This window comes from Geodermatophilus obscurus (assembly GCF_900143215.1).
GTDB lineage: Bacteria > Actinomycetota > Actinomycetes > Mycobacteriales > Geodermatophilaceae > Geodermatophilus > Geodermatophilus obscurus_A.
In genome coordinates this window covers 51825-71193 of the sequence record NZ_FRDM01000021.1, presented here as the reverse complement: position 1 = coordinate 71193, position 19369 = coordinate 51825, and the positions used below count along the sequence as shown (strand labels likewise).

The window sequence follows — 19369 nt, the reverse complement described above, 5'->3', positions numbered from 1 at the left end:
TCCGGCGGCCGTCCGCCGTACCCCTCCGGCGGCCGCTCGCCGTACTGCTGAGGGGGCCGCTCGCTCTGCTCCTCGGGCGGCCGCTCGCCGTACCCTTGTCCACCGGGGTACTCGCCCGGCTCGCCCTCGCCGTCCTCACCGCACAACCGGATGTACTCGGCGAGCACCTCCGCGACCGTGTCGGTCGCCAGCCGGTCGCACGCCTGCTGCCACGCAGCCCGGTGGCAGGCGTGGATGGCGGCCTTGCGCGTCAGCTCAGCGATCGCCGCGTGCCCCCTGACCATGCAGGTCAGCGTCGCAGCGAGACAGTCCATGTAGTCGTTCACGGTCCGGAATCCGCGGTAGACGCCCTTGAGGCGCCGACGAGCGACGAGTATCCGGGCGTACAGCTCGATGGGGTCGGTGACGCCGGCGTCGATGGCCGCCACGATGCCGTCCACCTCGGCCCGCCGGGCGCTGACGCGATCGGGCAGGGCCGGAGCCGGTTCCTTGATGAGGTCGGCGAAGCAGGCGGCGGCCTCCTGGGTGCGCCGGCTGATGTCGGCGATGAGGCCGGCGACCTCGTCGGGATCGCAGCGGCGGACGTCGTCGTCGTAATCGCAATCGCCCTCCCAGCAGCAGCCCTGGTTGTCGCCGCACCTCCTCAGCCGGTCCGCGATCCGGTCGTACGCGCGGGCGAGGCAGTCCCGGTCGGCCTCGTCGATCCGGCACGTCACGCGGTCGACGCACTCCTCGAGCTTGTCCCGGGCCTGCTTGACCAGTGGTTCGGCGGTGGCGCGGGCGGCGCTGTAGGCGGCACGGGCCTGGTCGTAGGCCGCCTGGGCCTCGTCCAGCGCCGGGCCTTGGGCCTTGTTGTAGTCGGCCTGGGCCTGGACGCCCTGGGCCTGGCACTTCAGGTCGTCGAGCAGGTCGCGGCTGCCGCCACGAGCCTGGCGGGGGCGGTCGGTGGAGGCGGAGCGCGCGGCAGTGGTCATGGTGTCCTCCCTGAGTGGCTGGCTGCATCCTCGGGCGGGACTGTCACCGCACCGTTACCCGCGAGCCGGGCCAGGAGGGCCTGCGCCTCACCGGCGTGGACACCGTCGGCGACGAGGCGCTGCAGCTCGTCCGTGGCCTCCTCGAGGGCGCCCACGAGGACGTGCAGGACGGCGAGGTGGTAGCGAGCGTCGGGGTCGCCCGGCGCGAGGTCCAAGGCGGTGAGCAGCGCCTCCCCCGCGGTGCCGTGGTCCTGGCGGACGAGGGAGACCACGCCCAGCTGGGTCCAGGCCCGCGCCGAGGCGGGCGCGAGAGCGGTCGCCCGGTACAGCACCCGCACCGCCTCACCGGTCCGGTCCTGCGCGGCCAGCGCGGTGGCGAGCGCGATGTGCAGGTCGGCGTCCTCCGGCCGGTCGGCCACCGCGGCCGCCCACGCGACCTCGGCCTCGTCGGCGCGTCCGAGGGCCAGCAGGGTGCAGCCCATGGCGTCCCAGGCCCAGTGGTTGCCCGGATCGAGGCGGACGGCGGTGCAGAGCGCGGAGAGCCCCTCCTCGACGTTCCCGGCGGCGATCTGCGCCATGCCGCGGTGCGCCCAGGGGGCGCTGCGCTCCGGCTCCAGGGCGATCGCCCGCTCCGACTCGGCGATCGATTCGGCGTGCCGGCCGGTGGCCGCCAGCAGGTAGCCGAGGTTGGCGTGGGCCGTCGCGTTGTCCGGATCGAGCGCCGCGGCCCGGCGGAAGAGGTCCTCGGCCTCGGCGACGTCGCCGCGGGCCAGCGCCAGGCTCCCGCGGTTGACCAGCGGCTTGGCCGGGGATTCGGGAGATGTGAACACCGGCGTCCTCCTAGCCGACCAGTTGCTTCATCAGGCCGCCCAGGACGTCGCCCGGGTTGATCTGCGGATAGGTCCACTGGATCTGGTCGAACGACAGGTCGAACGGCTTACCGGACTCGTAGTGCAGGGGGAACGCGAGCCCGAACCGGAGGTTGGACCCGTACTCGAAGCCCGCGAGCTTCCACGTCCTGCGGTAGAGCTCGACCTCGGTCACCAGCAGGTCGGCCGAGACGTCGACGAAAGCGTCGATCCCGAAGCGGAACTTGGGCTCGACGAAGAGCTCGCCTCGGGCGTCGAGGACGATGCCGGTGCGCGGGGTCCAGTTGATCGCGGCGCCGGCGGAGATCGCGCCGGCCACACCGACCTCGCCGTAGACGGACACCCCGGCGGTCGCACTGACCACCGGGATGCCCGCCCCGATCCCGCCGTCGACCTGCACCCGCATCCCGGCGCGAGCCGGCACCACGAACGTCCCGGACCCGGTGACGGTCGTGTCGTCAGGACGGGCGGGGTTGTAGGTGACCTCCAGCGCGACGTCCCGCAGCTGGCCCGGCCCCACGCCGGCGCCGACGGTGACCCCGCCCTTGATGGTCGCGAAGATGCCGATCCGCTGACCCGCGACGGCGACCCCGACGATGGGGATGTCGATCCCGACGGACAGGATCCGCCGCTCGACCAGCTTCTCGGGGAAGACGTCGAACGTCGGCGGCAGCGCCACCTTGCCGCTGACCTCGATTTCGCCCTTCGGGGTCAGCCGCAGGCCCACGGTGCCCTGCAGCCAAGGGGTGATCGCCAGGGTGACGGTGCCGCCGCCGTAGGCGGTGAGCGAACCGTCCCTGGCGATCTCCCCGGTCGGCCTGCCCTCCGCGTCCAGCGTGCGGTTGGTGAGCCCGGCCTTGACCGTGCCCTTGGCCTGGCCCCGCTCGTAGCCGAGGTCGGCCTCGACGCTGAACGCCCCGTCGGCGTAGCTGCCGGTGACGGTGCCGGTGAGGCCGGGGACGTCGGGCTCGGCGGTGACCGCGCCGGCCAGCGACCAGCCTTCGGTACCCTCCTTGACCGTGGCCGCGAGCTTGCCGCCCTTGATCCCGGGGATGCCCTTGCCGAGCAGGATCTCGCCGGTGATCGCCATGCCCGTGGCGGGGTCGTAGGCGAAGCCGAGGGTCCCCTTGTCGACGCCCTTGAGGCTCGTCTCGAACTCGCCGGCGGCGGTGACGGTCTCGTCGGTGACCTCCACTCGCGCGGATGCCGCACGGATGCCTGCGATCTTGCCGGGCCCAACCGCCAACTTACCGCGGACACCCCATGTGCCGTTCTCGTAGGACAGGCCCAGTTGGGCCTTGGTGAACATGCTCGTGTCGAAGTTGATCTCGCCCTCGAGCCGAAGCGTCGGCTGACCCGCCCTGGCTGCCGCGGCGGCTCCGATGTGCCCCTTCGCGAGCCTCTCGATCTCGAAGTCGATGCGACCCGACACGGCGATGCCGCCGGTGCCCGCGGACAGGGTCAGGCGTCCGCCGGTGACCTGGAACGGCCCGGGCAGCTGGAGGTCGCCGCCCGCGATGCTGGCCTCGATCGCCACACCTGATCCGTCGAGGACCAGCGAGATCTCGGCGTTCTTCAGCAGCTTGCTGTCGGGCAGGACCGACCCGCGTCCCACGAGCCCGTCCAGGACGTCGAGCTCGAGGTCCTCGAACTCCACCGGGCTCAGGCCCTTGACCTGCATCCCGTTGCGGAGGCTGGGTTTGGACAGCGAGGCGGCGAAGGGCAGGCCTGGCATCCCCAACAGGTCCGCCGTCACTGTGACGTCCTCGACGACTTCGTTGTTCTTGAGCGCGACGCCCGATAACGATCCGACGACTCCTGTCCCTCCGGCGCTGCCGGGTGAAGAGAAGGTGACGTCCGTGGCCTGGAAGAGCAGCCCCTTCCTGGCGGTCCGGCGCCACTTGTCAGCCTGGACCTTTCCCTTGTCGTCCATCGGTAGTTCCTTGTTGCGGCCGCCGAAGGACTGGTTGAAGATCTGCAGCCTGTTCTTCGAGCCACGAAGCCTCAGGAGTTCCGGCGGGGTCAGCTTCTTGAGGCCGGCCACATGGGCGGCCGTGCCCATGTCGGCCACCTCCCAGGAGTCATTCGCACTCCGCCCCTCGCTCCCCTTCGCGGCTACGGCCTTCCTGAAGGTCACGGCATAGCTCTTCACCACCGTCGACGTCCTCGGCCGAGGTCGCAGATAGGGGCTGGCGTTGGCCATGAAGGCCTCCACCTGGGCCGACATGGCCTCGCTCATGGGCCTACCGGCAGCTCGGTTCTTCGAACGGTTGAAGAGCCACAAGTTGGCGATGGCGTCCTCGCCGTAGAGCTGCCAGTCGCGCTTGTGGTCGACGTCGTACAGAGCGAACTTCTCGCCGCCCTTGGCCCATCGCGGACGGAGCGCCTGCTTGACGATCTTGTCGAGCGAACCGATGTAGTAGTCGAAGGGGTCTCCTGTACCAGACTTCGCAAAGTAGGGCTCGTCGGGCTTCTTGCCGGGGTTGGACTTCTCCAGGTAATCGCGTATCGCGGGACTGACCTCGTCCTCGACTCCGGCCTCCCAGATCTCCCGCTGTCGGGTGTTCCTCTTCTCCCCTCGCCGCCACTTGAAATCCGTCCCAACGACGTCGGCCTTCCACTTCGGGAAAGCCACCTCCTCCAGCGTCAACGTCCCTTTGGGATTGGCAGAAGTATCGATCGTCCCCTTTGGCTCCACCCCTGGAGGGGCTGTCCAGATCGGTCCCTTCTCTTCATCCGGTACGGCAACCTCGGCCGGCTTACCTCCGCTCGTGGTCGTCTTCTTCTTGTCCGACGCTCGGCGGACGACGGCGCCACCGAGGCCGGGTGTCTTGCGGTTCACACCCGGCCGCTGCTGGACGACGTGCGCCAGCTCGTGCGCGAGCAGGCGCTTGCCCTCCGGGCCGGCCGGGTCGTAGGCGCCCGCGCGGAAGTAGACGTCGTTGCCGCGGGTGAACGCCAGCGCACCGATGGCGCGGGCGGCCTCGTCGGCGCTCCGGTCGTCGTGCACCCGGACGTCGTCGAGCGGGCGCCCGTAGGCGGTCTCGAACGCCCGCCGCGACGCCTCGGGCAGCGGTGCCCCCTTGCCGCGGCTGGCCTCCAGGTAGTCCTGGACCTCGTTCGGGACCCGCGGTGTCTCGCGCGCGGGCGCCTCCCCCTCCGGCGCGGGTGGCTCCGGCTCCGGCGCCGGGGGGCCGGACTCCACCGGCCCCGGGCCGGACGGCACCGACGGGGCCACGACCGGGGCCTCCCCCGCGGGCGTCGGCACCTCGCCCATCACCGAGTCCTCGGCCGGCGGGGCTCCGGCGGACGCCGGGGTGGCCACCGGTCCGGGAGCCCCGGCGGGCGTCGTGGTGTCCGGGACGACGCCGACGCCCGGACGCGCGCCGCCCGAGCCGGTCGGCGTCGCCACCGGCGCGCCCGGCAACCGCTGCTCGGCCGCCGGGTCCACCGTTCGCCGCACCGGCTGGACGGTCCCGGGGGCAGGCGGCGGGGCGGGGGCCGTCGCGGGTGCGGTCGCCGCGGCGGCCCGCAGCACCCGGTCCGCCGCCGAGTCGGCCGCGCGCTCGGCGGGGTCGTCGACCGCGCCGAGCGCCGCGTTGCCCGGTGCGGCCTTGGCCCGCAGTTGCCGCGCGCCGAGGCCGCCGGACGGGGCGGCCGCCGCCGCGGCCTCGCCGTCCGCCTTCTCCTCGAGGGCCTTCGGCCGGCCGTCCGGTTCCCGCTCGGTGTCGGCCGAGGCCACGTCCGTCGCCATGGCTCACTCGATCGGTCGTGGGAGGACGACGAGGTAGAGGCGGCCGACGGGGTCCGCCTCGCCGCGCTCGAAGCCGACCACGCGCGCCGGCTCGTCCAGCTCCAGGTCCCGCAGCTCCACCTCCGCCCGCAGCAGGGCGATGACCCGCTCGACCAGCTCGTGCACCGCCGCCCGGTCCGCGTCGGGGAGGGACTGGTGCACCCACTCGACGGCCTGCAGCCGCCTGTCCGACCCGACGTCCTCCCGGAACAGGAAGGAGCGCGCCTCCCCCGCGATGTGCGCGAAGGCCTCGTCGGCGGATCCGGCGTGGACGGTGTTCAGCGCGGCGAAGGAGGCGTGCGCCGCGCCCACCGGCGCCGCGGTCCCCTCGATCATCGCCTCGTGCACCGGGTCGTCGTCCGCCTGGAAGCGGGCCATGCGGACGTCGAGCAGCTGCTGCACCTCCGGATCGGGATCCACCGTCACCAGGAACGCGCTCCCGTCCGTGCCCGGCAGCAGGCGCGGTCCAGGCGGGTTCTGCGCGAGGTCCGCGGCTCCGGCCGGCGGTCCCGTCACCTTCGGGGCCAGCGCCTGCGCGAGCGCCGCCAGCCGGCCCAGACCGGGGGCGGCCGCCGGTTGCGCGCCGACAGCCGGGGCGTAGCGGGCCAGCACGATCATCGCGCCGCCGCCGGCCTCCTCGTAGCGGTTCCGCCAGACGGCGTCCGGAGTGAGCAGCATGGCGGCGCCGTCGGCGAACACCACGTCCACGCGCTGCCACCCCTCGTCGGACCACGAGCCGCCGGCGATCCCGGCGGCGAGCTCGGCCGCCTCGTCCTCGGAGCCGGCCCGGAGGACCCAGACGGTCACCGGGTCGACCGCTGCGGGGAGGACGACGTCGCCCTCGCACTCCTCCCGGCGCCGGCGGCGGAACAGCACCCAGTCCGTGGTCGCCTGCACCGCACCGGTGCGCGGCCGCTCGGGCGGGAAGAGCAGGCCGATCTGCGTCTCGGCGTAGCCGGCATCCGGCACGTGTGCCCCGGAGAGGATGGTCAGAGCGTCGACGGCTGCGTCGTGGGAGGCGTTGCCCGGCCGGACGACGTCGGTGGCCTCCAGGGCGCGCGCGGTCGCCACGGGTGTCAGGCCGGTGAAGAACTCCGGCAGCTCGCCGCCGGCGACCGTGCCGCTGTGCTCGCCGTCCCCATCGTCACCGCCGTCCTCGGTCGGCGACCGGAGCCCGAGCACCGCCCAGGCGTCGACGACGGGGTCCTCCTGCCAGCTGAGGGCGAGGGCCGCCGCCCCGCCGGGATCGCGGATGGTCAGCAGTCGGCGGCCGTCCTCGGCGTCGAGGCGGCCCAGCACGATCGAGCCCTCGACCAGCTGCACACCCGTGCCGTTCTCGTACAGCCGGGCCTCCAGGCGGAGGGCGACCTCCCCGGTCCCGAGCGAGGCCGGGTCCGCGTCCGGGTCCGGCCGGAGCGCGACCCTGACCCGCCGTCGGGCGAACACGTCCAGGGGGACCTCCCGCTCTTCCCCCTCCTCCCCGGTCTTCTCCGACTCTCCCCGTGGGTGGAACGCCTCGACGGTGAGCTCGGCTGTGGCCTCGTCCCCGCCGCTCAGCTCGAACGGGTCCCCGCTGACCGACAGCTCCAGCGACAGCGCCACGCTCTGCGCCGCCACCGCCTTGTGCAGGTGGACCGGTCCGGGTTGGCTCGCCGCCCGCAGCGCCGCCGCCGCGGCTCGCACCGCACCGGCCACGGCGTCGAGCACCTCCGGGACGGCGCTGCCGGTGGGCGCCAGCTCGGTCAGCCGTGCCACGGCGGCGTCCACGGCGACCCGGCCCTCGACCACGCCGGCGAGGAGGTCCACGAGCCGGGCGGCGTCCTTCGCCGCCGTCGCCGGTGCCGCGAGGGTCCCGGCGACGGCGAGCCGGGCGGTCAGCGCCGGGCCGAACCCGAGCCGCACGGCACCGGCCAGGGTCACGCCCGGCCCGGGGCCGGACACCCTGCGGCGCAGCGGCGTCGGCCCGCCCGGCGTCCCGATGCTGAGGTCCACGGCGAACGCGAGGCCGGTGCGCTCCTCCGCGGTCGCCTCGGTGAGCCCGTCGGGGACGAGGACGTCCACCCGCTCGAGCGCACCGGGATCGGCCAGCCCGCGCAGCAGCGAGATGCGGTCCATGTGCTGGGCGCGCTCGAGCTCGTGCGGGATCTGGTCGCGGCGCACCGCGCACAGCCGCAGCTCCACCCCCGGCCCGACGAGGTCCTGCACCTGCGCGCGCAGGTCACCCCCGCCGGGGTCCACCGGCAGGTAGCCGGCCGCGGGCAGCTCGACGAACCCCCGCTCGACGAGCTCGCGGGCCGGCACGACGGCCGGCGCGGCGGGAGCCGCCGCGAGCTGGGCCTGGAACTGCAGCACCTGCGCCAGGAACACCGGCCACGGCCGCTGCTCGACCCGCCCCGCCCAGTACAAGCGCGCCGGGGGCTCCATCCGCTCCCGGCGCGCCGTCCACTGGTCCAGCAGGGTGATCTCCGCGCCGTCCCAGCCGAGCACGCCGATCGGGAGCACGTCCTCGCCGGCCAGGTTGGGCGCCCCGGCGCCCCACAGGCCGGTCCCGATGCCCGCCGCCGAGAGCGCGGACCCGAACCGGGCGCGCTCCTGCGCGAAGTAGGCCGCCGCCACCTGCGAGCACAGGTGGACCTCCGGCCGCGTCACCCCCGGCAGGCAGAACGGCCCGACGTCGAGCTGCAGCGGCCGGAGGAGGACCGTCACGCCGTCGACGACGTAGGGCCGGTCGGCCGCCGTGACGCACCCGCCGTCGCAGAGCCGGCCGAAGACCTCGGCGTGCCCGCACAGGCCGGTGGCATGAGCCAGGCAGATCGTGTACAGGACCGTGCCGGGGACCACGGCGGCCGCCGGGGCTCCCTCCCCGGCGGTGCAGGGCTCGAACCCGGTGGCCGCCTGCTGTCCCGCCGGTGGCGGCGCGCCGCGCCCGGGCAGCAGGTCGGCCACCTCGACCTGCACGGCGGCCGGCAGGTGCAGCAGCTGCCCCTTCGGCGCGACGGCCAGCCCCGCCGACACGCCGAGGACCGGCCCGCCGGCGCCGGACGGCTCGAATCCCCACAGCAGGCCCGGCCCGCCGGCCTGGTCGGAGTACTCGACGTAGCGGCGCTGCCCGCGCCGTTCGAGGTTGAGGTCGTCGGCCCGCAGCGCGCGGCCGTCGTAGTAGTTGAGCCCGATCAGGGGCGTCGTGCCGGGCACGAAGGTGCGCCCCCCGAGGCTGCTCCGCAGCTCGACGGTGCCCGCCTCGATCGGGAACGCAGACTCAGTGCTGGTCATCGGGAACTCCTCGGTCCGGGAGTCGGCGTACGACGTCAGTCCCCTGCCCGCGGGTCCCCGGCGGGCCGCCCACGACGCCGGCGAGCGGCACGGGCCGCCCGTCGACGAGCCCGACCAGCGGGGTGGGGCCGGTACCGCGCAGCAGCACGCGGTAGGTGACCTCGTCGGTCGGGGGCGCAGGCAGGTCGAAGGTCACCCGCTCCGCGGTGACCTCCGGGGTCAGCTCGAGCGGATCGCTCCAGCCGTCCTGGACGTCGAAGCGGCGCACGTCCAGGGCCTGGGGCACGGTGGAGACGACGATCGGCCCGGTGAACCGGATGGTCACGGTGCGCCCGGAGAGCTCGATGGGCGGGTCCACGCGGGGGCCGCCGGCGTCGGCGGGGCACAGCTCGCCGAACGTGCCGTCGAGCAGCTCGCCGATCAGCTCGGACAGCAGCCAGGTGGGCACGTGGCAGCGCCGCACCGACAGGTCGACGACGGGGACGTCGAGCCGTCGACCCCCGGAGCCGTCGGGGACGAGGGCCATCCCCGGCAGGTCGGCCAGCACGACCTCGCCCGGCTCGTCCTCCGGGAACAGCCGGGTCTGCTGCTCGGGTCGCGGCGGCAGCAGCCCGGGTGGGCCGAGGCCGCACACCTCGCGGGCGGCGACCGCCCGGAAGCCGGTTAGTCGCCCGGGCGGATGCGGCCACCCGGGCGGCACGGTGCCGTCGCGGACGTAGCGGCGCAGCGCCGGGAAGGCGGCGTCCCGGTCGTCGTCCGGGGCCGGGAACGGGCGGGGCCGCAGCTCCAGGTGGGCCAGCTCCAGCACGCGCGAGTACCCGGCGGTGGGCTCGCCCTGCCCGCACGACGACGCCACGGTCGGCACCGGCCGGGACAGGCAGGCCTCGTGCCGGGCGACCAGCCGGGCGTCGAAGCGACCGTCGTTGCGCGGCTCCAGGGCTCCGGCCGCCACCTGCTCGTCGAACCAGGCGCGGACGTCGAGGCACATGCCGACAGCCGAGGAGACCTCCCGCCCCAGGCCGTCGGTGCACAGCCCGGGCCCGACCTCCAGCTCGGCGCGCTCGGCGTGGACGGTGACCGGGAACCCCCACACGACCGCCTTGCCGTGCAGCCAGGCCTGGTGCAGCGCCGCCTTGCCCCGGGGACCTGCGGCCAGCACCTGGAAGTCGGAGACCCCCAGCAGCATGCCGAAGTGCACGGCCAGCGAGGTGAAGGGATCGACCTCCAGCGCCGCGGCCAGGGGCGCCGGACGGGGGGCGGTCACGTGAGCCCGTCCTGGCGGAGGAGCAGCGGTCGCCGCTGCGCCGCCGTGGCCTGGTGGACGGTGACCTCGGTCCGGGCGGCCTCGACCGCGGCCGCGGCGTCGTCCACGGTGCGCTGGGCGGCCAGTTGCGCGGTGAGGGCCTGGGCGCGCGCGGTCTCGGCCGACTCCAGCCGCTGGCGCAGCTGCGCAGCGTCCAGCCCACGCAGCCGCGCCAGGGTCGCGCCGGCCTCGGGCAGGGCGACGGCGAGCTCGGTCACCGCGGCCGGCAGGGCCACCGCCCACTTCTCCAGCGGCTCCCCGCCCTCGTCCCCCACCGCGGCGGCCAGGGCATCGATGTCCGCCTGCTCGGCGAGGTCGGGGAAGTCGATGAGCATCGTCAGGACGGTCCGAGCCCGCTCGAGGTCGCCCGGTGCGGTCTCGACGGCGTCCTGGACGGCCCGGCGCGCCTGGTCCAGCGCCTCCCGGGTGGCGGCGACGGCGCCGTCCACAGGTGAGCGGGCCGTCTGCGCGGCCCGGTGGCGCTCCAGGGCCTCGGCGAGCGCCGTGGCGCGCGCCGCGTCCGCCACCAGGGCGGCGGACACCCGGGCGCGGGTGCGCTCAAGCATCCGCCGGCCGCCCAGCAGCGTGGCGAGCCGCTCGCCGGCCCTCGTCTCCTCGTCCGCGAGCTCCGTGGCCGCAGCGCTCAGCGCCGCGACGGCCTCCGGCAGGTCCGCGACCGTGGCCGCGGTGGTCCCGGCCTCCACCCCGGCGCGCAGCGCCTCGTCCTGGACCCGGGCCAGGTCGCCGCGCATCCGCCCCAGCAGCGCGGTCTCGCTGCCCGTCTGCGCCTGGACGCGGGCCAGGTCGTCCGTGGCGGTCAGCTTCCGCTGCAGCACCCGGCCCTGCGCGACGGCGTTGGCCTCGAGCAGCAGCTCGACGCGGTGGCGGGCCGGCCGGGAGGTGGCGGCGGTGAGCTGTTGGAGCAGCGTCGAGGCCTCCTGCTGCAGGACCGCCAGGTCTGCGGTGGCCGAGTCCAGGGCCTCCTGCCGCGCGCGGACGCTCTCCTGCAGGGCCTCGAGCCGGTCCTCGGCGGCCTCGATCGCGCCCTCCAGCCGGGCCACCTCGGCCGCGAGCACCTGCGCGACCGTGGTGGGGGCCGGCGCGGTGGGTGGTGCGGTTCCCGGAGTCGTCGCAGTCGTCACGGTGCTCCCCTTCCCGTGGGTGGATCGGCCGCGATGCCCGGCGGCGCACCGGGATACGGCAGTCCTGCCTTGAGGTGTTCACGGCGGATGGCGTGCGCCAGCTGCGCCATGCCGATCGTGCGGCGCGCGGGCGAGGGCTCGGCCGCGGCGAGGAAGGCCGCGGCCACCGCGGCGTTGCGGATCAGCGCGCCCGGCAGCTCGTAGAAGGCGGCGAGGACGGCGAGGTCGACATCGGCGGCCAGTGGTGCGGGGGCCGGCAGGTGGTGCCGCCACAGCGCCAGCCGGGCGGCCTCGTCCGGCGGGTCGAACGGGACGACGAAGTCGATGCGGCGGGCGAACGCGGGGTCGAGGTTCTGCCGGAGGTTGGTGGCCAGGACGGCGACGCCGTCGAACCGCTCCAGCCGGGTCAGCAGGTACGCCGTCTCCAGGTTGGCGTAGCGGTCGCGCGCGTCGCCGACCTCGGTGCGCTTGCCGAACAGCGCGTCGGCCTCGTCGAACAGCAGCGCGGCCCCGCCCCGCTCGGCCGCGTCGAACACCGCGGCGAGGTTCTTCTCGGTCTCCCCGATCCACTTCGAGACCAGCCGGGAGAGGTCGACGACCAGCAGGTCCCGCGCCAGCGCGCCGGCGAGGACCTCCGCGGCGAGCGACTTCCCCGTCCCCGGGGGACCGGTGAACAACATCCGCAGGCCACGCCGTCCACGGCGGCCACGCAGCAGCCCCCACTCGTCCAGCACCCGGGCCTGCCCACGCATGCGGTCGACCGCCTCCCGCAGCTGCGCCGTCTGCTCCCCCGGCAGCACGAGGTCGTCCCAGTCCGCCTCGGGGTGGACCAGCACCGCGCCGGGTGGCACCGCGTCGGCGGCGCGCGCGTCGACGCGAGCGCTGACCGCGTCCCAGCCGACCTCCTCCGGCACCAACGCGGCGCGCAGCCGCACGTCCGCGGCGGCCGTCTCGACCTCGTCGGGCTCGAGGGTGGCCGGCCCGACTGGTCGGGGTGGCCGGCCCAGCTCCGGCAGCGCGGCGGCCAGCGCGGCGCACCGGTCGGCGGCCGGGTGCGGGTCGGCCGGCAGCGCCAGCACCGGCCGCGGCCACGTGCGCACGTCCGGGTCCGGCGAGGCGAGCAGCAGCGGCAGCGGCAGGTCCGGCACGGCCAGCCGCAGCGGCGGGGGCCCGGCCTCGCCCCACAGCACGGGCACGACGTCGCGGGCCTGCGCGAGCAGCAGCGCGGCGCTCACCGAGGCGCCGTCCCAGGCGGTTACCTGCAGCACGACCGGGGTGCGGCCGGCGGCCCGGACCAGCGCGGCCAGCCGGCCCGCCAGCCGCCCGGGCCGGTCCCCGGGCAACAGCACCGTCACCGGCGTGGCCCGCTCGACCGCCGTCCGGGCACCGGCGACCGCGGGCCGTGCCAGCCAGCTCCCGGGCGCCGCGGACGGGTCCGGGCGGGGATCCGGGCACAGCCCGTCGGGCCAGCCGGGCAGCCCGGCGAGGGCCTCGAACAGCGCCGGCGCCGAGCGCAGCGACCGCTCGGGGTACGGCACGTCGGCGCCGTCGGCGACGACGGCGCCGGTGTCCAGCAGCCGGGCCAGCGCCGCCCGCAGCTCCGCCCGCCCGCGGCCCGGCAGGGCGGCCACGTCGGCCAGCGTCCCGGCCAGGCCGATCGTCGGCCACGGCACCCCGCGCGGGTGCAGCCCGCGCAGGACGGCGGCCACCCCCTCGTGCGCGTGGGCCACCAGCGCGAGCAGCAGCAGGTCGCACTCGGCGGTCCCCAGGCCGAGCCCGGCGACCAGCCGGTCGACCGGCTGCGCGGACCCGGCGGGCAGGTCCAGGCAGCCGCCGTCCGGAGCCGCCGGGGCAGCCGCTCCCGGCAGCCCCCGCAGGAACCGGGCGCCGGGCTCGTCGCCGACGACGTCCAGCGCCGCGGCGAGGCGCCCGGCCATGCGGGCGAGCGCGGCGTCGAGGCGGTCGGGCGCCGGCACGGGCAGCGACAGCAGCGCGGGCTCAGCCATAGCGGAACCTCACGACGCAGCCCAGCCAGGGCACGTACCCCGGATCCAGGTCCAGGCCGGCCCGCCGGACCTCGACGTCGACCTCCTCCGGGTCCAGCTCGACGTCGATCCAGCCGGGATCGGCGACGACCACCGCCCGCCGGCGGCAGACCGCCAGGAAGAGCTCGCCCGCCGCCCGGTCACCGTCCCGGGCTGTGCGGGGCAGCCGCTCCGCCAGGGTCGCGGCGACCGCGTCGACCTCCGGGTCGAGGCGCAGGTCGGCCCGCAGGAGTCGCGGCGGCGGCGCGGTCGGCGGCAGGCCGGCGAACGCGAGCACGGCCGGATCGTCCGCGGCGGCCGGGTGCCCGTCGGGGTCGGCGCGGGCGACGATGGTGCGGGCGAGCTCGTGCAGCACCAGCCGCAGCACCGGGCCGAACCGCCGGGGATCGTCCGCCACGCGCTGCGGCAGCGCCAGGTCTGCGACGACCGGCAGCAGGAACAGCAGCCCACCCCAGCCCGTGGCGCCGGCCGGCGCCCGGTGAGCCGTCGCCTCCGCCGGCCCGCCGGGCGCCGGGTCGCCTGGCGCGGCGGGCGGCGGCGGAGCCGCGGCAGGCTCGGTCCCCGCTCCTCCTGCCTGCGGCGCATCGAGGGTGCCGGACCCGGCCGGGTGCGACGGCGGATCTGACGGGCCCGGCCGGATCCCCCGGCCGGTCGCGGTCGGGTACGGCTCCGGCCGCTCCGGCGGTGCGGCGGTGACCGGTGCGCCGGCCAGGCGTGCTGCGAGCGCGGCGCGCAGCGCCCGGGCCCCGGGCCGGCGGGCCAGTGCGGGCTCCACCTCCAGCACGGCGGCCGCGGCCAGGGCGGGCAGCAGGACGCCACGGGACCGGGCCGGGACCGCGCCGGCCGGCGCCCGGGCGACCTCGGAGCGGTCCAGGAGGTAGGTGCACAGTTCGTCCTCGGCGGCCCCCGGCGCCGGGACCAGTCCGCTGCCGACGGGTCCATCAGGGACCGGGGACCCCCCGGGTGTCGGCGCGCCGACACGCGGGCCGCCGGCGGCCTGCCACGCACGCTCCACCAGGCCGGCCACGAGCTCGGCGCCGGCCGCGGCGACCAGCTGCGGCATCAGCCGCGCCCGCGCCACGGCGACGAGCAGCCCCGGGACTGCGGAGGGCTCGTTCCGCCCGAGCTCGAGCAGGACGCGGTGCAGCACGTCCGCGGTCCCGTCCGCGCCGCCGGCCGGCCACAACCCCAGCAGCCGCCAGGCCCACTCCCGGGCCCGGTCCCCGCGCAACAACGCGGTCACCAGGTCCTGCCGGGCGGCGGGCCGGCTCCGGAAACGCACGACGTCCTCGCCGCCGGCGTCGACCGCGCCCTCCACCGCCGCACGCAGGGCAGTCGCCCACCCGGCGACGAGGTGGTCGTCGGCGCCGTCCCACTGCATGCGGTGCACCGGTACGACGACGCGGCGCACGCACGTGGGGGCGCCGTCGGACGAGGGCACCAGGCCGCCGTCGAGCCCGCCGTCGACGAGCGCGGCGACCAGCCGGTCGAGCCGGGCGGAGCCCGCGGGATCGAGGTCGGCGTCCGGGCGCCAGGTCACAGCCAGCCGCCCCATGCTGTCGCCGGTCATCCGTCGACCACCGCCCCACCGCCGGCGTGCCCGACCCCGATCCGGAGGCCGGCGCGGCCGCGCCCGAGCACGGAGTCCGCGGCCAGCTCGCCGCCGACCCGCACTGGTGTCACTCCCGAGCCCGGCCCGACGACGGTGGAGATCTCCACGTGCAGCCCGATGCCGGCCCGCATGCCCTGGCCGACCGTGCACACCTCGACCAGGGTGTGCGCCGGCCGTGCAACGTCCAGCAGGTCGCGGACGACGGCGAGCTCGGCGTCGTCGACCTCGCGCGTGAGCAGCACGGTGAAGCGGTGGGCGGAGGAGCGGAACGGATCCCCGTCGCCTGGCTCCACTCCTCCTCCGACCCGCAGCGCGGTGCCCACGACGGCCGGGCTGCCGTCCCTCCCGCCGAGCGCCGCCGTCGCCGCGCGCAGCCGGAACGCCTCGAGGACCACCACGGGGGCGCCGAGGTAGATCTCCAGCACCCGCCGCAGCCCGGCCGGCGTCCCGCGGCGGCGGAACAGGGCGACGGCCTCGGCCAGCAGCGTGCGGCGGGCCCGCTCGGGCCAGCGGGCGTCGAGCGAGAGGCCGACGAGCGACCCGAGCCAGCTCAGCAACTCGGTCGGCGCGCCCCAGGGATCGAGCAGCAGATCGCGGTGCACCGCCCGGCTCTCCAGGTCGCCGAGCTGGCCGTCCACGAGCGCGAGGTAGCGCCGCAGGAAGTCCGCCGCGCCGGGGTCCGTGCGGTACGCGCGCGGCAGCCGCTCCACCAGCCCGGTGGCGGGGAACTCCGCGCGCAGGGCGCGGATCCGCGGCGTCGTCGCCCCGGCGCCGGCCAGCCGCAGGCGCAGCCGCAGGAACCGGCCGGGCTCGGCGCGCACCGGCGCCTCGTAGACCGCGTACCGGTCCCCCGGGGGCAGCGGGGACCACGGCACCTCCCGGCCGGTCTCGCGCCGGTGCAGCCGGCACAGCGGTGCCTGGGCGAGGGCCGCGCCGTCGGGCACGTCGTCGCCGCCGGCCGCCGCGACGGCGAGCTGGGTCCCCGGCGGCATGCACGCCTCCACGAACACCCGCCCCCACTGCTGCCGGTAGGACCGGCTGTCCAACGCGGCGGTGTCGACCGTGCCCTCGCAGGCGTACCGGACGCGCTCCCGGACGGCGGCTCGGAAGCCGGTGCCGGTGGAGAAGCCGATCCGCCCGTCCGGGGTGCGCACCAGGCCTCGGCCGTCGTAGCCGCGGGCGCGCAGCGGGATGCCGGGGATCAGCGCGTCGCGGCCCGCCGCCCACGTCACCAGGTCCCCGCCGGGCGGGCCGGCGACGACGACGCGCCCGGCACCGTCGATCTCCAGTTCGGTGCCGCCGGGCACCCGCAGCGGCGCCGGACGTGGCGCCCCGAGCGAGACGATCCACGCGTCGGCGCCCTGGCGCAGCAGCAGCCACGGTGTGCCGTCCGGGGCGACGGCCAGGCGGGAGGGTCGGGCGCCGGGCGGGATCCCGGCCAGCGCGCCGGGCGGCAGCGGCCGGCCGACCGGCGCGCCGATGGCGTCGAGGTGGGCCATCGGGGCCTCGCGCGACCCGGTCAGCACGAGGACGGTGCCGTCGGCACCGGCGGCGAGGTCCGCCGGGAGCCGGTCGAGGACGACGGTGCGCAGCAGGTGCCCGTCGGCCAGGTCGAGGACGGCGACGGTGCCGGTGCCGCCGTCGAGCACGAACAAGTGGTCGTCGTGGTCGGCGGCCAGCGCCCAGGCCCGCAGCGGGCGCCGGGGGTCCGCGCCGCTCGCGACGAAGCGGCCCCGTCCCGGCGGGGCCGCGGCCACCTGCGCCGGACCCTCCAGCAGGTCCACGGGTGGCTGCCGGTCGGGCCAGGGGACGCGCTGGACCTGTCCCCGCTCCGGGACCCCGCGGTACCGGCACCCCCGCGCGTCGAACGCCAGGCCGGCCCGCTCCGGCGCGGGCGCGGGCACCGGGGCGGGCGCCGGGGGGCAGCCCGCCGCGCCGCCGGCCGGTGCGGTCGCCCAGGCGGGCGGGCCGCTCACGGGCTGCCGCTCGAGGACGACCTCACCGGTCTCGTCGTCGATCTCGGTGCCGACGTGACCGCAGCGCCGCCAGTCCGGGCCGGACACTGGCGCCCACCGCCGGGTGCGACCCGGCGGGGCGAGGTCCGGCGACGGCGTGGACATCAGCACTCGTCCCTGGGCACGGGCACAGGCACCGGGGCAGGAGCCTGCGGTGAGGGCGGCGGCAGCGGCCCGGGTGGGCTCGAGCCCGCGGCCGGGGGTGCACCGACCACCACGGTCACCTCGCGCAACTCGGGCACCTCCCAGCCGGCCAGCGCGACGGTGCCCGGCACCGGCGCGGCGCCGGCCAGGTCGGCGACCAGCAGGTCCTCGACGAACTCGACGCCTTCGACCTGCAGCACGGCGGCCTCCAGCTCCGGCCCGTGCACCCGCCGCCCCAGCGGCCAGCCCCGCCCCTCGGGCCCGTAGGGCGGCAGCGGCGAGAGGTACTGCCGCAGCACCAGCTCCACCCAGCGGCGCACCCCGATCTCGCTGTGACCGCGCTTGACGGCCAGCCCCACCGAGATCGCCACCGGGTGGTAGGTGGGGGGTACGACGTAGAGCTCGGTGGTGACCAGGCGCCGCGCGTCGAGGCGCTGGCACACCGCGCGGAGCAGAGTGGTGTCCGCGGACGGGGCGTCCGGGTGGCGGGGGTCCTCGGTCGGCCACACCACGACGGTGACCACTCCCGCCGCGTCCGTCGCGCGGCTGGGCGGGTGGAACCGGGGCAGGCACTCCGCGCGGCCGACCCCGGGGACGGTCGCCAGCTCGCGGAAGTCCTCGGCGACGACCGCCCGGTCCTGCCGGGCCAGCTCCCCGGGGATGCGCTCGAGAGCGCGGGTGATCGTCTCCGCCTCCTCGCCCCCGGACGTCGGCAGCGGGTTGCCGACCTGCACCACCGGCACGTCGACCACCCGGTCGATGGCCCTGGGTGCGACGTTGCCGACCCGGCCGCCGCCGTGGTGGTAGCCGGCCGCCCGCACCGCGGCGCCGAGGGGCAGGACCCGGCCGCGGACGGCGTCCCCGCAGCGCAGCCTGCCGGCCACCGGGTCGAGCGCGAGCACCCGGTCCCCGGGGCCGGCCGCTGCGAGGGAGTCGACCACCTCCCAGGGCACCCAGGTCCCGTCGTCCTCGAGGACCTCGACCTGCAGCGTGCCGGGCACGACCGGCGCGTTGGTCAGGGGCAGCTCCTGGGCGCTCAGGCCGTGACCGGTCCCGAGCAGCTCCGGCGGCGCCTGCGCCACCTGCTCGACCTCGGCGGCGTTCACGCCCACCCACAGCAGCCGGCCGATGTCCGGCACGCCCTCGCGGGGGAAGGCCCGCAGCCAGAAGAGCGGCTCGGGCCGGTCGCCCAGCGCCGGAGGCGCGTCGCCCACCCCGGCCAGGTCCGGGTCGTCCGGCTCGACGGGGCCGATCTCGGCCAGCCGCGCCGTCGGCAACTGCAGCGCGACGACCCCGCTGCGCCGCAGCCCGTCGGTGGTGTCGCGCACGACGGCGGCGGCGGCGTAGCCCCCGTCGGTGACGCCGACCTGCCACACCAGGCTGGAGTCAACCCGGTCGGCCGGGCCGCCGGGGCGCTCGGCCCCGGGCGCCACGGTGGCGCCGGTCCCGGCGACCCCCGGCTCGCCGGGGCAGGAGCCGACGTCGTCGATGGTCGGGCGGTGGGTGTCGATGCCGATACCGAGGACCAGCGGCCGGCGGACCAGCAGCCCCTGGGGGTCGAGCAGGGTCCGGCGCTGCTCCTCCGGGCTGCCCGGCGCGCCCTCGGGCGCGGAGACCGCCACCCACAGGCAGCGGTCGGCGGCGACGCTGACGTCCAGCGGCTCGAACCCGGCGACGGAGGGGTCGGGTTCGAGCACCACCGCCTCGTAGGGTTGCGCGCTGGCGAGGTCGAGGTCGGCGGCGTCCAGGATGGCGTCGAGCTCGTCGCGCAGGATCGGGTCCTCCGGAACGGGCGCGATGGCCTTGACGACGCCGGTGGCGGTCACCGGGAACACCGTCACGTCGTTGCCCACGCGGAAGGGCACCGCCCCGGCCCGGACCTCCGAGCCCAGCGGCACCGGCGCCGGCGGGCCGTCGGCCCGTTCGGCCCGGAAGGCGACCAGGCCGGTGGCCCGCCGCGGCGGGTACGGCGGCACCTGGAGCAGCCGCAGCAGCCACAGCCGGGTCTGGTCGGGGATCTGGTTGAAGCGGAACAGCAGCGTCTCGCCGAGGTGGGCGACCAGCTCCAGCAGCGTGATCCCCGGGTCGCTGGGTCCCAGGTCGCTCCACTCCGGCGTGTAGACGGGGATCCGCGCCCGCAGCTCGGCCAGCAGCTGGTCGTAGTCGCGGTCGTCGAGCACCGGGAGCGGCAGCGTCACG

10 protein-coding genes are annotated in these 19369 nt (G+C 76.6%); all 10 read right to left on the bottom strand.

The annotated features are described in order from the left end of the window. Positions 1-974 (bottom strand): hypothetical protein (locus BUB17_RS17375; protein WP_208983447.1); only part of this gene is annotated, 974 nt, incomplete at its 3' end. Next, positions 971-1804 carry a tetratricopeptide repeat protein gene (locus BUB17_RS17370; RefSeq protein ID WP_072919946.1) on the bottom strand — a complete coding sequence of 278 codons (834 nt, stop codon included), beginning with the start codon at positions 1802-1804 and terminating at the stop codon, positions 971-973. The genes BUB17_RS17370 and BUB17_RS17375, both read right to left, overlap by 4 nt. Before the next feature lie 10 nt (positions 1805-1814). Continuing rightward, entirely contained in the window at positions 1815-5597 is a 3783-nt protein-coding gene (locus BUB17_RS17365) for an eCIS core domain-containing protein (RefSeq protein WP_072919945.1), read from the bottom strand. A 3-nt stretch (positions 5598-5600) separates the two neighbouring features. Then, the gene (locus BUB17_RS17360) at positions 5601-8909 is read right to left on the bottom strand and encodes a hypothetical protein (protein WP_072919944.1); all 3309 of its coding nucleotides are present in this window, start codon (positions 8907-8909) and stop codon (positions 5601-5603) included. Then, positions 8896-10173 carry a hypothetical protein gene (locus tag BUB17_RS17355; RefSeq protein WP_072919943.1) on the bottom strand — a complete coding sequence of 426 codons (1278 nt, stop codon included), beginning with the start codon at positions 10171-10173 and terminating at the stop codon, positions 8896-8898. The genes BUB17_RS17360 and BUB17_RS17355 overlap by 14 nt, the downstream gene beginning before the upstream one ends. Further along, complete coding sequence (locus tag BUB17_RS17350; RefSeq protein ID WP_072919942.1) at positions 10170-11354, bottom strand: coiled-coil domain-containing protein; 1185 nt, start codon at positions 11352-11354, stop codon at positions 10170-10172. Before BUB17_RS17350 ends, BUB17_RS17355 begins: the two co-directional genes overlap by 4 nt. Continuing rightward, the gene (locus BUB17_RS17345) at positions 11351-13360 is read right to left on the bottom strand and encodes an AAA family ATPase (protein WP_072919941.1); all 2010 of its coding nucleotides are present in this window, start codon (positions 13358-13360) and stop codon (positions 11351-11353) included. Before BUB17_RS17345 ends, BUB17_RS17350 begins: the two co-directional genes overlap by 4 nt. Continuing rightward, positions 13353-14969: a hypothetical protein gene (locus BUB17_RS17340; RefSeq protein ID WP_072919940.1), complete on the bottom strand. Its 1617-nt coding sequence runs from the start codon at positions 14967-14969 to the stop codon at positions 13353-13355. Before BUB17_RS17340 ends, BUB17_RS17345 begins: the two co-directional genes overlap by 8 nt. Next, positions 14966-17131 (bottom strand): phage tail protein, encoded by a 2166-nt coding sequence (locus tag BUB17_RS17335; RefSeq protein WP_072919939.1) that lies wholly within the window; start codon positions 17129-17131, stop codon positions 14966-14968. The genes BUB17_RS17340 and BUB17_RS17335 overlap by 4 nt, the downstream gene beginning before the upstream one ends. Further along, complete coding sequence (locus BUB17_RS17330; RefSeq protein WP_141243066.1) at positions 17131-19368, bottom strand: putative baseplate assembly protein; 2238 nt, start codon at positions 19366-19368, stop codon at positions 17131-17133. Before BUB17_RS17330 ends, BUB17_RS17335 begins: the two co-directional genes overlap by 1 nt. Position 19369 lies beyond the last annotated feature (1 nt).

What these genes read in the sequence shown, in the direction of transcription:
- BUB17_RS17365 (WP_072919945.1), bottom strand. Translation starts at nt 5,597, where the DNA reads ATGGCGACGGACGTGGCCTCGGCCGACACCGAGCGGGAACCGGACGGC.
- BUB17_RS17360 (WP_072919944.1), bottom strand. Translation starts at nt 8,909, where the DNA reads ATGACCAGCACTGAGTCTGCGTTCCCGATCGAGGCGGGCACCGTCGAG.
- BUB17_RS17345 (WP_072919941.1), bottom strand. Translation starts at nt 13,360, where the DNA reads ATGGCTGAGCCCGCGCTGCTGTCGCTGCCCGTGCCGGCGCCCGACCGC.
- BUB17_RS17340 (WP_072919940.1), bottom strand. Translation starts at nt 14,969, where the DNA reads ATGACCGGCGACAGCATGGGGCGGCTGGCTGTGACCTGGCGCCCGGAC.
- BUB17_RS17335 (WP_072919939.1), bottom strand. Translation starts at nt 17,131, where the DNA reads ATGTCCACGCCGTCGCCGGACCTCGCCCCGCCGGGTCGCACCCGGCGG.